The organism is Ruegeria sp. YTSC199, from assembly GCF_059609725.1.
This window is the reverse complement of the sequence record NZ_JBXWMF010000047.1, coordinates 1-14,299: the sequence shown is the minus strand read 5'-3', so window position 1 is coordinate 14,299 and position 14,299 is coordinate 1. Positions and strand designations below refer to the sequence as shown.

General features: G+C 49.3%; 9 protein-coding genes and 2 pseudogenes. 6 read left to right on the top strand and 5 right to left on the bottom strand.

Going from position 1 to position 14,299, the window contains the following annotated elements:
- The first annotated feature begins 687 nt into the window (after positions 1–687).
- Genes AC2FEE_RS24820 through AC2FEE_RS24810 form a run of 3 tightly spaced genes read left to right on the top strand, consistent with a single transcriptional unit; the run spans position 688 to position 5,119 of the window.
- Entirely contained in the window at positions 688–3,510 is a 2,823-nt protein-coding gene (locus tag AC2FEE_RS24820; RefSeq protein WP_496868102.1) for a hypothetical protein, read from the top strand.
- Entirely contained in the window at positions 3,507–3,956 is a 450-nt protein-coding gene (locus AC2FEE_RS24815; protein ID WP_496868101.1) for a hypothetical protein, read from the top strand. The genes AC2FEE_RS24820 and AC2FEE_RS24815 overlap by 4 nt, the downstream gene beginning before the upstream one ends.
- Positions 3,917–5,119, top strand: a complete 1,203-nt coding sequence (locus AC2FEE_RS24810) for a phosphorylase family protein (protein ID WP_496868100.1) — start codon at positions 3,917–3,919, stop codon at positions 5,117–5,119. The genes AC2FEE_RS24815 and AC2FEE_RS24810 overlap by 40 nt, the downstream gene beginning before the upstream one ends.
- A gap of 408 nt (positions 5,120–5,527) precedes the next feature.
- On the opposite strand, the gene tcmP is transcribed toward AC2FEE_RS24810, so the two are convergent.
- The 3 genes from tcmP to AC2FEE_RS24795 form a co-directional block, all read right to left on the bottom strand.
- Positions 5,528–6,661 (bottom strand): three-Cys-motif partner protein TcmP, encoded by a 1,134-nt coding sequence (gene tcmP / locus AC2FEE_RS24805; RefSeq protein ID WP_496868099.1) that lies wholly within the window; start codon positions 6,659–6,661, stop codon positions 5,528–5,530.
- Between the two features lie 20 nt (positions 6,662–6,681).
- The gene (locus AC2FEE_RS24800) at positions 6,682–7,530 is read right to left on the bottom strand and encodes a DUF5131 family protein (RefSeq protein ID WP_496868098.1); all 849 of its coding nucleotides are present in this window, start codon (positions 7,528–7,530) and stop codon (positions 6,682–6,684) included.
- Between the two features lie 269 nt (positions 7,531–7,799).
- Entirely contained in the window at positions 7,800–9,737 is a 1,938-nt protein-coding gene (locus AC2FEE_RS24795; protein WP_496868097.1) for a CocE/NonD family hydrolase, read from the bottom strand.
- Here AC2FEE_RS24795 and AC2FEE_RS24790 point away from each other — a divergent pair.
- From AC2FEE_RS24790 to AC2FEE_RS24780, 3 genes and pseudogenes are all read left to right on the top strand, one after another.
- Positions 9,722–10,762, top strand: a complete 1,041-nt coding sequence (locus AC2FEE_RS24790; RefSeq protein ID WP_496868096.1) for a LysR family transcriptional regulator — start codon at positions 9,722–9,724, stop codon at positions 10,760–10,762. The two genes, AC2FEE_RS24795 and AC2FEE_RS24790, sit on opposite strands and share 16 nt — an antisense overlap.
- A 330-nt stretch (positions 10,763–11,092) precedes the next feature.
- Positions 11,093–11,173, top strand: a pseudogene (locus tag AC2FEE_RS24785) (IS5/IS1182 family transposase); the annotation flags it as partial.
- A 116-nt stretch (positions 11,174–11,289) separates the two neighbouring features.
- Entirely contained in the window at positions 11,290–12,972 is a 1,683-nt protein-coding gene (locus tag AC2FEE_RS24780; protein WP_496868095.1) for a sulfatase-like hydrolase/transferase, read from the top strand.
- A 449-nt stretch (positions 12,973–13,421) separates the two neighbouring features.
- Here the strand turns inward: AC2FEE_RS24780 and AC2FEE_RS24775 are convergent, their stop codons facing one another.
- Both AC2FEE_RS24775 and AC2FEE_RS24770 read right to left on the bottom strand, forming a co-directional pair.
- Entirely contained in the window at positions 13,422–14,081 is a 660-nt protein-coding gene (locus AC2FEE_RS24775) for an XdhC family protein (RefSeq protein WP_496868103.1), read from the bottom strand.
- 57 nt (positions 14,082–14,138) lie between these two features.
- A pseudogene (locus tag AC2FEE_RS24770) lies at positions 14,139–14,213 on the bottom strand (XdhC family protein); the annotation flags it as partial.
- Between the last annotated feature and the right edge of the window lie 86 nt (positions 14,214–14,299).

Below are 14,299 nucleotides of genomic sequence, written 5' to 3'. Positions count from 1 at the left end.
AACCGGGAAATTTACCACTAACTCAAGTGAGATTGAGAGGTTGATTTTTTGGAGGTAGGAGAAACGAAATCTAATGCTAACGGCCGCAATGCGCAGAAAGCAGACTTTGCAAAGTCAAGCGAGCGGCCATGTCCGAACCTCCGGCCTTCGCCACAATGCTACGGAGCGGCTGGTCGAACAGACCATTCGCTGCGCATGCCAAATATTTTGCTTACGAACTCACGTTCAGGGGACCAACGCGAGTGCAGGTGCGCCCATAGTTTTGAATTTTGCTTGTAGATTTGCGCCTTTGGCCCAAAACTCAGTGTTCGGTGATCTTCAGCCATTTTAGACTTCGGAGCCAAATGTTTGGAGGGTTTATTCTTGTCTGGTGCGATGTGGTTGCCGTAGTTGGAGCTTAACTAGCCCAATCGCCGCATCAAGCTTAGCCTGTTGAAGTACCATGCTTTTTCGTTCGTATTCTCCTTGGGGTATACACTCAAAATATAAAGGTCTATCAATTTCGATGAGCGGCGCGAAGAAGCTAAACAACCAAAAAATTTGAACGCGTTTTCGGAGAGAATAGAATTGCAGGCAAGTATTGTGAAACTGACTGACATAGGCAGAGTCGACGTACGAAACGCGCTCCGAGGCATCACGACTGCGCAAGATCGAAGAAGTACCGAAAGTGCGTTGCGTCGCCTTCAGATGATCAGCAACGCTCCAGATTTCAAATTGGCACAAGACTTCTTGAGGTCGAACCCTTTGGCCAAGGCGGTTCCGCTTCCACCGATTTTTCCAAGCTCGGTCTCTGAAATTGATGAATGTCCATTTTTGCCTGCGCAGCGGCGTGAGATCGAATTAGCTGGTCTCAGATCTCGCTTGGAAATAGCTGAAACAGAGATCATTAAAGCCATTGAATCCATAGGTTGGATTTCCAAAGCAATGTTCGAAAAAGACTCTGAGCGAGTATATGAATTGCTTTCGGAACACTTTTCCGAATACGGAACATCGTTATCACTTTCGCGAAAGGTACTAAGTTTCAAACATTCATCTGCTGGTGAAAAATTCCGGATCAATAACAATGCAGTCACTGATCCTCTTTTTGCTCCGAGGCGAAATATTCTCGCTGTCGCCTTTGAAGACTCAGTGCATATTGAAAGGCCGTACTCTCGCACTCGAAGAACTTTTAGAGACTTTAGAACGAAGCGACAAATTTCTAAGGCTGATCGTCGTTTGATCGCTGATCTTTTTCCGGACTCAAGCACCTCACACAATGATTGGTTGGAAACTCTGCATGCCTACGGTCGCTGGGGGGTGCTAGATAGCCTCTATTTTTTGACAAGAGAAGCCGCGCAACCATCAAATATACGGTTTGCCGATGAATTGCTTGCAGCTATTCCAAGTTCTATTCGCAGTGCGTGGAACGAAACCTGGCACAGTTTGTCAATCAGTCATGTCGCGCAGATGATTGATGGAAAACAGGAATTCTCTGAATATCACGTTTTTCGCCACGCTCCGGCTTGGACTGAAATAGATGGCATTCGAAATTTCCGCCAAGACATTGAAGAGCGGTTCTCTGACCGACTTAACGGCGATTTTGACCACATTGACCCCATAATGCACGAGGAATCCCGCACCCTTTCCGATTTCCTGCCAGATAACTCTGAGATTTTTCCTGCCAGTGGCAACATCACAAAAATAGGGTACTTTGCCCGAACGGTTGAATTCTCCCAGTGCAATCTTGCATCAGAAAACATGCGTCCCAAAAACGGCGAAGAACTGGCAAGGTTTCTCGACTCGACAATTGATATCCCAACCTATTTGTCTCGATCAGAGTTAGACAAGTTCTTGCCGAAGCGGTCGAACGACCGATTGTATGAGTATTTGAGAACGGCACTTCTGGCGGATCAAGAAGACAGTCGAATTCTTGGCCACCAGTTCCGTAGAGCTACTCAAGAGATTATCCTTAAGGAGTTCAGTGGTGATCCATTGAGTTTTCTAAAAGAACTTCACAAGTACACTCCGAACGTTGCCGAGCACTTTTACTACTCATGCAATGAGTTTTTCTTAACGGAGCTCTACCTTCTCTTTCAGAGTTCAGATCAAGTTTCGGAAGCGCATGCGGACCTCATGGAATGGTATGGGAATACGCATGAAGATCAGGATACTTTGATCCGAGCTAAGTCTGCGCGTCTCAATTTAAGCCTGCGGCGGGTCCGTGGGTCCATTGATGACACTAGGATTTACGTGGATCCTACACGGTTTCAAGAGTGGGCATTGGATAACGTTTCTGGGGTTCTTCGCGAAATGTACTCTTCGGCTAGCGTACTAGTGAAAGAGCAAAACGGCGGTACAGATCTTGGAACTGAGGTTGAGGCAATTGAGCAGCCTCGCATCGAGCTCCTTCAAATCCTCAACCAGTGCTACAACGAGTTTTGCACCAACAAGTTTTATGGTGTTGATTCCTATCTGGGAAGAAGAATTCGGCATGGCACACTCACGGGGGTACTAGTTTCGGAAGTTGCGCCAATTGTTTCTGAAATATGCGAGGAAATTCAATACTATAAGCCAAGAGTTGTTCGAGAAGTGCAGAATTGGTTTTCATCTTATGAAAATGCGCTAAAGACATTTGGCAACGAGGCCTTGCACGTTAAATCGAACGACAAACCAGATGGCCTTATTGTTCCGACGGTTGCAGATCCACACAAAAGAGCCGCTGTCTTGGCCGCATACCGTGAGATTTCCACGGCGATATCAGACGACAAACCCACGTCTCATGTGATCTCGTTGATCTACGAATACTGTTGGCTATTGCTAGAAGTGGACCTCAAGCGTGCAAGAAAAGCCGCGGAGCAACTGCGAGCAAACTTTGTTATCAATCCCGCTAGTCTTGATCATTGCGATGGCTTCGATATGACTGGGATTGTTACCGATGTCGCGCGCACTCTAAACACGGAGCTTCAGGCAAGGTTCGGTATGCTTGCGGGTTGGCTTACTAGGCCCAGTACTATTAGCCCTACAGCCTCGCTTCGCCTTTTGTTCCATGCCGTGGTTGCTGAAGTCAAAAACAGACATGGAGTTTTTAGCCCTAAGATTTCTGAGACCGGAACTCCTGATGTAGACCTATATGGTCATGGCTTTCATTCACTTTATGACACGCTCTATATTTTGGTGGATAATGCTGCCAAACACGGGAAAACTGATGGAGCTCTGGATTTTCACGTGGATTTGGAGGGCCGAAGCGATGGCTTCATGGACATGACATTCTCCATTCGATCAGAAATCGCACCAGCAGTCGCGCAATTCGAGATTGAAAAGATTCAAGCAGCGATGGAAACAGATGTAGGCGACGCGCTTGTTCGAGAAGGTCGAAGTGGATTGAGAAAAATTCGTGTTCTTGCAAGCCAGCTAGACGAGTTTACGTCTTTCAGCCATGCCACGAGTGGCAATACGGTCACCTTCACTGTTGCTGTGAGGTTCCCCAAAACTATCGTCGAAACGGATTTTAACGCGCCCGAGAGGACATGATGAAAATCCTGTTAGTTGAAGACGATGGATACAAACAAGATAAACTTGAAGAGCTAATCCTTGCTCAAGAACCATCTGCGGAGATAACTGTAACGACGTCAGTTCGCGATGCTGTGGACGCATTAGAGAAGGCCGTCTTTGACCATATTTTCCTTGATATCGCTTTGCCAAGTCACACAGAAAAGGTTGGCGGCGGTGGCTCCTTACCGATGCCTTCAGGTGGCGTGGAGGTTCTTTTAGAACTTTCTTTTCAAGATCGTGGCGACCCGGTTACGATTGTCACACAATACGACGAGATAGAGTTTGATAGGTGCATCTACCCAATCTCGACCGCAAAAGAAATGCTCTCCCAACAACTCAACGTGACCATCATCGAAGTGGTTCATTATGTGGGGGGGGAAAGTGAATGGGAAAATACGGCAGTGAAAGGCCTTTGCCAAAAATGATTAACATTCTGGTTATCGAGGACCACAAAGAAAAAAGTGATCAGATTCAAGCTGAAGTCAAAAAGAAACTTGCTGGGCGGGACTTGCAATTCACGATCTGCGAAACTTTTGGAGATGTGGCGAGATATATTTATCAAATCAAATTTGACCTGATTATCACTGATCTTTTAATTCCAATGAGACCTGGTGGTGAACCAAGTGACTTTTCAGAGGAACTTCTGAACTTTGTTGGTGACAGTGAAATAAACTCACAAGCTATAGTTGTGGCTATTTCACAATTCGATGCTCTGATTGCTGATCGACGGCAGGAGTTCACGAGGATGGGAATTTTCCTTTTGAACTATCAAAACTCAGACGAGTGGAGGGCGTGTCTGGGGATTTGTATTCAGCGTCTGGAGCAAAACTTAGAGACAGATTTTGTCGTTATCTGTGCGTTGGAAGAAGAGCGAGCCGCGTTTGACCGGTGTGGCGATGAAGTTCAGTATGGGGAGTTGCGCCAACACAAGGGGCTTGATTGCAGAGACTTAAAAATTGGCGATTTCAAAGGCGTTTGCGTACTGCAACCTCGAATGGGGTTAGTTGATGCATCGGTAATCTCAGCACAGGCATTGTCCGCATTTCGACCAAGCGTCATATGCATGGCAGGGATATGCGCTGGCAAGGAAGGCGAGGTTGAAGTGGGAAGCGTTTTGGTTTCCGATCCTTGTTGGGAACATCAAGCCGGAAAGTGGTCTGGTGATGACTTTAAGATTTCTCACTTCCACGAAAACTTGAATGAGCAGACCAGGGTAACGATCAGCCACGTTATCGAGAAAGATCCACAGCTGACACTCTTGTCAGCAGACCTGAGAAGCATTCCGAAGTTTCAAGAGCGAGGGGCTTCGTTAGTGCCGACCGCAACGGGATCTGCGGTTATAGCGTCCGACAAACGAATGGAAGAGATACAAAAACATCATCGGAAACTAGGCGGTCTAGATATGGAAGTTTATGGTTTGTATCGGGCAGCGAATCTGTACCAAGGCGACGTTGCGTACTTCGCAGCGAAGGCGGTAGTAGACTTCGCAAACGAGAAAAAAGGAGACGGTCACCATGCTGACGGGGCTACATTGGCTGCCCGTTTCACATGTAATGCCATAATGGCATTGCTCAATCAGGTTTCGTAGAACAGGAATTAGATCACAATTGTTAACGAACCAAAGCTTTCCCCGGCATGAAAGTCTATTTTTTTGGCCGTTTCTGACTCTTTGAGACGCCGAGCCGAGAAGACTTAGATGCTAAATACCGTACCGAGAAAAAAGTTCTGACAAGTGGTTTTCTAGTGCCGGAAGGGTCGAAAGTTGGGTTTTGAACGCCTAAGGACACGAAGAAAATACGGAAGTGGATCTACAAGAAAGAAAATCGAAGAACCGCTCTGTTCCGCTTCTCGGGATTTGAAAGTTCGTTTTTAAGGTCTGTTTTGGGCTGAGGCTGTTATCAGATTGGCAAGATCGTCGCGGAAGGGTGAGCACCTCAGCGAGGTTAAATCCATCATCATTCAAATCAATCGCCAAAATGCATCCACCTGGACTTGGTTATTTTAGGAAGATCTTGTCATCTTTGTCCGGTTTTCGCTTATTCGGTCCACGCAGTTTCCAAGTAGCTTCAACCAATCCTTCAGAAGCTAACTCCACAACGGCGTCTTTTACTTCTGTTGCCTTTACAAATCTCTCGCATTGGATGTCGGCTTGAAGGCGCTGGAAGCTAAGATTCTTGCCGCGCCCTTTCAAATTGTCTTGGATAGCGCTTTTGAGATCTCGTAAGTGACGCTGCCTTTCCCGCCCATATGGTCCATATTTTGCTTCATCATCACCAAACAGACTAACCTGTGCGGGGTCTTCCTTTTTTGCTATCTTGCGATCATCATGTTCCTTGAGAGATTTCACCTCGACGTCTCGTAGCAACGCGATACCTGCCGGGTGATTGCTTCCATACAACAGACGAAAGTGCAATTTGTCTGAATCCTCCATATAAATCGGAGATGAAGCTACAAATCTAAACCCAAAATCCTCATGCATCATTGTTTTATAGGTTTGTTCAATCTCTTGAATAGTGTGGTTGCCTCCAACCATCGCCGCTGCGCGTTTTTGACCAAAAAGCTCTTTGAGGCCGTTCTCTTGTGCGTCCGTTGGCGAAGTCAGAAACCGAGTGATGTGCTCCTGCATAAAATTCACGATAAGTTCGGAATTTCGACCACTTAGCACCTTCGAGATAGCAGATGGCGGAAACCCGGTCCATCCGGTTGGGTCCACAAACAACAGTTGAAAGTTGTGTCTTGCCAGTCTGTTAATTTCATCTGCGTTCGCAGAGAATTCCCCACACAATGCATGTATTTCGACTAATGGGTACGCATCGCGCGCCTCATTCAGGTAGCCCTGTAGTCTTTCAAAGGGTTCATTTTGTTTTTCATTGAAAATGCATCTGATTCCAGTGTCTTTCCCCTGATCGCGCAGCTTTTTGGCCGCCGACTGAAGCTGTCGCAATGCGATGCCGAAGGACGTATCGGAAAAGGCCTCTGTGTCTCGCTCCTCCCAAGGGCCGGAAAATCCATCGATGAAATCAAATGAACCAAATGTTCGACCAACCTTAAATGCAAACTGTTCTATATATCTTTGTAAAATGGCATGTTTAGCTAGCGTTTGACTGCGCCCAGGGTAAAATTCATTCAAGAAACTAATCCAACGTAGTTTTATCTAATCCTTACAGTCATAGGTTGATTTGGCAATTGGTCGTAGAGCTTTCCATCAAGAGAGCGCCCGGCTTTTTTCTTTCCAACCCTTACCATGGTCGTTCCGTCTTTGGCTTGTTGAGTTCTTACCTTTGCAAGGTTTTCACCATCGCCCGGAGCCCAGTCACCCCACTGCTTAAAGTGAAACGGAACATCGGCCACCATGCACTGAAGCATCAATTTCCGAAACCAGCTCGGACTGGCAGGCCGAGCTTTTGGCCCGCTTTCACCGCCCGTAATTACCCAGTCCAAGCCTTGTATACTTTCGCCAAGGTCAATTGGTCCCAGCAGCGGTTCTGCTGAGATAAACTTCACCTTGGCAGACGAAGCCAGTAACGCAGGAAGGTTCTCTTCAGTTCGTTTCTGATTTTCGACAGTTGTGCCCAACCAAACGTTCTCCGGCCAATGGTCACCCCAAGGCTCAAGTTGCAACGCGGTTTCCGGACGTTTTGTCAGCAGCAGCCAATCAAGGTTGGGTGTGTCTTCAATGAGGTGCCACAGTCGGTGACGGTGTTCTTCCAGTTCTGATCGATCTTCGAAAACGTCTGCCATTGATGCGCAAAAAACTCGCTCTCGCTTTCCCGATGCTGCAAGCCTTTTGTTCCATTTTGTTGGTTCAGCCCAGTGCTTGTCGGAAAAAAAACGGCGCTGGGATTTCGGTCCCCAGACTTTCTGACCGACGCGTTTGGCCCATGCTTCCGCGTAGCAATGCTTACATGCCTCGCTGACCTTTGTGCACCCCCACCACGGATTAAACGTGTGATCAGTCCACTCAATTTTAGAATTTTGCGCCACAATCAAGCCTGCCATTAAATGTGCAATCAGACTCGCATAGAACTTCGTGTTCGGCAAACGTTCTTTGCAGGCGTTTTGACACAATGCGCAACAAGGTCCGCATAGATACGCTTCCAATATTATGCAAACTCCAACACTTAAGGTCCGCTTTGGGCTGCGTGCGGCCAATCATGCTCACCGCAGAGAACGCCCGAAGTGGACCCATATTGCTTGCTGCTGCACGCTCTACAAATGAACGTCGTTAGCGCAAAGCTGACTTGGTTCTTTACTTCACGGTCGCAATCTCAGTCTACTTTACGCAGGATTGGCAGCGGTTTTCCTTTGGCAATCGGTTGTGGTGGGCCTCCAAGTTTAACGATAGGCAGCTCAAGATACGGTGAAGAAATCGGAAATTCTCCGGGGTGACTGCCACCGGTATAGACCGTATGAACGCCGACATTGACCAGTTCCGTATGCTGATTATGCGGGGTAAAACTCACGTTGGACCCGGCAATGATCAGTTCCAGTGTTTCTCCCGCTTCGAAATGAACGGCAGTCGGAAGAATTTCGATCTCCAGGTAATAGGCCTCACCGGGTGTGAGATGCTGAACCTCGTCCAGGGCATAGATCGTCCGGTAGTCAGGGACCGGATGCCCATTGTAGGTATCAAGGGTCTTGCGAAGGCTTGCGCGTATCCAGCCTCGGGTAAACAAGCTGTCACTGGCCAGAAGGTTGATGAAGTACTGGACTTCACCGTCAGCGCCGCGTTTGCGCAATCCGACAAATACGTCCATGTCGACGGCTGTATTGGGGTCATCATCGCGCGCTCTGGGATCCATCAACACGTCCGGTGAGGCGATCAGGTGTAGCTTCGAATACCCGGCGATTTCGGTTGGTTCCTCAAAGGTATGGCTGAAGATCAGACGGGGATTGGTTGTTTCGGGATCATCAATGACAACAACATCGGAATCGTACTGAGTGATCCCCGCGCTCGAAGGTTCATTGTCGCCAAGTGTCATGGTGACCGCGTCGAGGTAATACCGGCGATATTCTGTGTCCGGGACAGGCCACGCATCTACGTACCGGTCGTGAAAGAGATTGTCCCCATGCATCACCTCGACATGCACTGGTTCGTTTTCCAGTGCTTCGCAGGCATCCGTCACATCTTTTAGGTAACAGTCCAGAAACACTCGCTGCTTGTCACGGGATTCATCCTGGTTCGAGACGCTCCATTCTTCCCTGCCATGGGTCGTCAGATAACGTGGAACACCTGCGATGCCGAGCCGTCTGTAACCTTCAAAGCTACCACGGGAGTGCAGGCCTTGAGTGCTCCACGTGCCAGCGACCAGCGCTGGTACTGCAATGTTCTCGACATCCAGGATCGGGGGGATTTCAAATTCAGTCAGGTCGGGAACAAGATCCAGCGGGATCTCTGAAAAAGTCAGGCCAAATTCAGGTTTGGTGTCAGGATCCTGAAACACGGCTGATTTCCCCGAGAGCCAATATGGAATGAAGGCGGTTTCCTGAATTCCACCATTGAACAGATCATCGCGAATGATGTCGGACGACCCTTGCCAGACAACTATTGCATCCAAACCTTCGGGTTGTGTCGCCGCGACCAACCACTGGATGATACCCAGATAAGATGTGCCTTGCGTTGCGACTTTGCCATTTGACCAACCGGGACCGCCATTCTCCGCGCCACGGGCAATCCACTCGATGGCCTGCTTGAACGCGTCAACCGTTGCTTTGCTGAAAGGATCTTCCGTACCAGGCGATTTCCCGGTTCCCGGAGCATCAATGATGACCACCGCGTACCCGTGCGGCACGAAGTAACCGGGATCAGCAGCTTCGAACGGGGCGACATCGCTGATATTCATGTCACCGAGGTTAAGCCCGATCTCCCGGTTGATATTGCCGCGCGCCGTGTGCACATACCGGCTTGGTCCGATATCCTTGTCATAGGCGGTCAGGCTGACGATCACAGGAACAGGGCCCGCATCCTTGGGGTAAAAGACATTGGCGGAGAGTTCAGTTGTTCCTGATCCATTGTCATTAACCGGGATCATGATGGTCTCGATCATTGTCGCTTCACGGTCAATCGGGTAAATGGTTGTCAAATCATTTCCGATGCGTGCCGTCAGCGGATGGCTGAACATCTGATCTGATGCCAGTTGCGCCACCGCAGGATTGGCCGCGGCACCAAGGCAAAAGATTAACGCTATCAATGTCTTTGAAATCACGCGTTCTCTCCTGCTGCGCCATAACCCATCACGTGGAAAATTGTAGCCCGTCAGCCGGTAGTTGTGATACGGCCAAGAAGGATGAACGTTCTTCAGGATTGAATAACATGCCGCGCCCATCTCCCGATGATATTGTGGCCTTTTTGGCGGTCATGCAGACCGGATCGACCCGTGCAGCGGCAGAGGTGCTTGGTCTTTCGCAACCAACCGTAAGCCGACGTATTGACGCCTTGGAACATGCCTTGGGGTTGACCCTGTTCGAGCGCAGTCCGCGTGGATTTGATCCCACGTCGGTGGCTCGAAAACTCTCCGGTGAGGCAGCGCAGGTTAAGCGCGCCCTTGAAATGTTCGACAGTACCGCGACCCAAATTCGAAAATCCGTTACCTCCAAGGTCATTCGCGTGACGTCAACTGTTGAAGTTTTCGAGCGTATCCTCAGTCCTCTCCTGTCCCGCTATGGTGAAACGGCACCAGAGGTTGTGTTCGAAACTGTATTGACGAACCAGCCGCTGGATATTGTGGCCGGAGAAGCGGATATTGCGTTTCGCCATGGCAACAAGGGTAACGAAGCGGATCTTACATACCATCACCTGGGTGATGTGAGTTGGGCGATTTATGCCTCCCAGAACAGGTTGAAGGATGTTTCGCTGCCAATGGATCTAAACGATCTGCATGACAAAGACTGTATTCTGTTTGAGCATTCAGTTGGGCCACAAATAGTGCGCGCCTGGGCGGAAGACCTGTTTGCGAAATCCAGGATTGTCTTGCGGTGCGATACCCTACAGGGTGTATTGTCTGCGGTTCATAGCCGTGTTGGTTTTGCGCCGCTGCCCTGTAGCGTTGCCAAAGGTATTCCGGATCTCGTCAAGTGCCTCGAACCAGACAATGGCGTGGCGGTCCCGTTCTGGCTCGTCCATCCTACGAATGTTACTCAGCAGTATCTGGTCGATTTTGTTGAAATGGCACACAAAGAAGCAACGGCGGTGATGGACGTACTGGAAGCCGAGGCCGGTAACCAAAGCTGATGATCAGCATTTCTTTTTTGTTTCCGAACTGAGTTCAGCACTTTCCTCGGCATTGTCTATTAGCAGGAAATCGAGGGATGTAATTTGTACCATTTTTATCTCTTGATTGTCGGCATGATTTATTGCGCACAGTCGATTTTCCCATACAGCTGACGTTGGTGCGCTTACAGCGAAAGCTCACTTCGTCCGCAAAGCTGGAACTGCAAAGTTCGGTTTTGAAGGTCTGGTTCGGGCTGCCACCGGTCGCTGCTACGTAGTGAAGAGAACTTCAGCAACGAGCCTTTTGCCGCCAACTCTGATGGTCTGAATGCTGCAGGCGCACTAGGCTGCTTAGCGACACGTTATGATCGCTGTCCCAAAGTCTTCCTCTCCGCAATCGTACTCGCAGCAACCGTCATTTATTGGTTATGAATCCTGACCCTAGTAGGCGGCACAGCGAATGGCGATTACATGGCGCAAGTAGACCGTAGCGTGACCCTCTGGTATTGACTGGTCTTCGAGAAGGCCCAAAACGCGGCCAACTTTGATTGAAACTCATTGTTTCCCGCCAACACAATAAAGGAAGCTCTAACTTGATTTTTCGAACCGCCTTATTTGCATCCATTGTTGCTGCCACATCAATCGCGGCCCAGGAAACTCCCATCGTCCATGACGGAGAATTCAATTTTCTTCGCGCTCAGTACGGCGAGCAATGGGATGCCCAAGACATTGAGATCGATAAGAAACTAGCGGAAGTTCGAGAAAGAAACGATGGTAAGCCCCCAAATATTCTCTACGTTCTCATCGATGACGTGAGTTTTGGCCTCATGGGCAATCCTGCGATGAACTTTGTCACCGGATTTGACACACCAAACATCAACGATTTCGCCGCAGAAGGCCTTTCTTTGATGAGGATGTATACTGAGCCTTCCTGCACACCTACCCGCACTGCATTCCTGACCGGAGGGCACCCAATTCGCGCGGGTGTCAAGGAAGTGAAAGTAGCTCTTGTTGGTGAAGGGTTGTCCAAGAACGAAGTTACCATCGCCGAAATTCTCAATCAATCCGGCTATAACACAGCACATGTTGGGAAATGGCACCAGGGCGATATTGAGGAGTCATTCGCTCATAACCAGGGGTTTGATGTCGCGTATTTTCCAGTCCATCAGCAAGTGCAACTGAGCCTGATGACACCAGAGGCTGCGAATGCAGGTAACCTCAATGGCTGGCATCCATCCACTCAATCCGGGAAATACGGAATGGATGAACGGTTCAAACCCTATGGTCTTGTAACTGGCCTCGAAGCCAGGGCCGGAGAGACCGCACGGGAGGTCGGCATAGAAGCTGGCGAGGAATGGACACAGGCGCACTATGAACGCATGAACGAGACCTATCAGGCTCAGGTCTTGGAGCAACTTGACCGTTTGGCGGGAGAAGATGATCCATTCTTTCTCCAATACTGGCCGCTTTACCCAATCAATTTCACTTACGGCGAACAGCAGCGGTCTCGCAACGGTGGCTTTATGGCTGATAAAATGGAGCAACTTGACGATTGGATCGGTGATTTGATGGCCAAAGTTGATGAACTTGGAATTGCGGATAACACGCTTGTTGTGATTATGGCGGACAACGGCATCTTTAAGCAGTATTCGCCCACTTCAGGCATGATCGAATTGATTTACCGGGGCGGCAAAGCGGAACACCTCGAAGGAGGGGTACGTGTTGATGCTTTCGTACGCTGGCCAGCTGCAATCGAAGGAGGCAAGTACGCAGGGGACATCGTTCACGTTTCCGATCTATTCACAACCTTCGCCCGTATCGCTGGCGGAACTGAATTCATCCCGCGTGACCGGATCATCGACGGCGTGGACCAGACAGCATTGTTTCTTGAGGGGGATGGCAACTCGCGGAGAGATTATGTCTATATCTACGAAGGACCGGTTTTGCGTTCGATTGTGAAACAGGAATTCAAGATGCACATGCCCGCACCTGGTGTCCCAGGGGCCGCTGCGCCGGTGTTCAATATCCTTCGCGATCCGCGCGAGATGTATTCTGACATCGGCCAATCGCTTTGGTCCGGTGCGTCCTTCCAGGATATGGCCAAACGGCATCAAAAAATGATTGCAAAATACCCACATCGCGAGATTGGGACTGATGAACCCTATGGAGGCATTGAAAATCTGCGACCAGAAAGCGAACTGGCCCGCAAGACTTTTGCAAGTTGGCAATAATCAAAACGCCGCTTCACGGACAAGATTTGTGTAGTCCCTGAAGCGGCATCTTTGATTGGTGTTCACCCTTAAGAGTGGATTTTCACCTTATCTTTTTGAGCAGCACTAAGGGTTGTGGATGATTGGGATCCCAATTTTACCTAAACTGTGCATGCTTGGGCCGGGATGTCACCTCAGGCTTTTCGTTCCGAAAATAACAATTAGATCAACTCGACCTTCATGTACCGGTTGCTGAAAAAATCCCTGTAAAGCAGACCAAGGTAGTTGCCAGGTTCTTGGACGCCCTTGCCTCAGCGATTTTGATCTATGCAGCAATCATCGGATTCAAAGCCATTGGCCTACCGGCCATGAAAGCTCACATGATGAAAGAGGACTTATTGAAGCCTGCCTTGTAAAATGACCGTGACTAAACTGTTGAAGATTATAGGGTGGGTTCGCAAACTGCCAAATCAGCCTGTCTTTCGCGATCCCACAAGCTTTGTATCGAAAGTTGCAAGCACCTCGGCTAGGACTGAAACTGCGAGAGTGCCAGCATCGCGCGCAGACGGGATAATGCCTATAGGGCCCACGAGCCGTTCCAACGACGCTTCGAGAACGCCCATGTTCCTAAGTTCATCAAGCCGGGTATCTCTGGCGCGACGGCTACCTTGAGCGCCGATGTAAAACGCAGGTGTTTCAAGCGCTTGGGCGAGTATCGGTGGTTCCCAATCGTGGTCGTGAAAAAAGAGAATAATCGCCGTGTATGCATCGACGGAAAGACCTGGTGGAAAGCTTCGATTGGTCAGGTGTCGCGTATTGCAACCCACTCGCATGGCCGCTTCCAACGTTTCGTTGTCCGGGGAAAGCAAAAGATTGGCGTGACCCATTGTTTGAACCAGCGAAGCAAAAGTACTTGCTTCAGGTCCCTTTCCGAAAACGTAGAATCTGAGCTCTGGGTTGATCTGAAGCACGAATGTTGCATGCTCGACCGCCGCTTTGGTATCACCAATTAGAGAAAGTGCTCCGGTATCGGTGTGTATGCGCAGGGTCGAAACCTTTCGGTCTGTATGGCACTCGCATACGTCGCGAAGAACAGCGAGGTCAGGCGCAGGTATAAGCAGCACGCTCATTCCTCCCCCACAAGGCAACTGGATATCGCGATACGAAGAACCGCGGCCATAGCGAACAATTTTTGGTTGTCCTTTTGCAAGCGCTTCCACTGCATGTAGTGCAATATCGGCTTCGACACAGCCCGACGATAAACTGCCTACTGTCCGTCATCGAATGATTTGGAACACGAGCGTTTGATTGGCTTAGGAGGATCAGGCTCGCTGTAGTTTCAATCTAC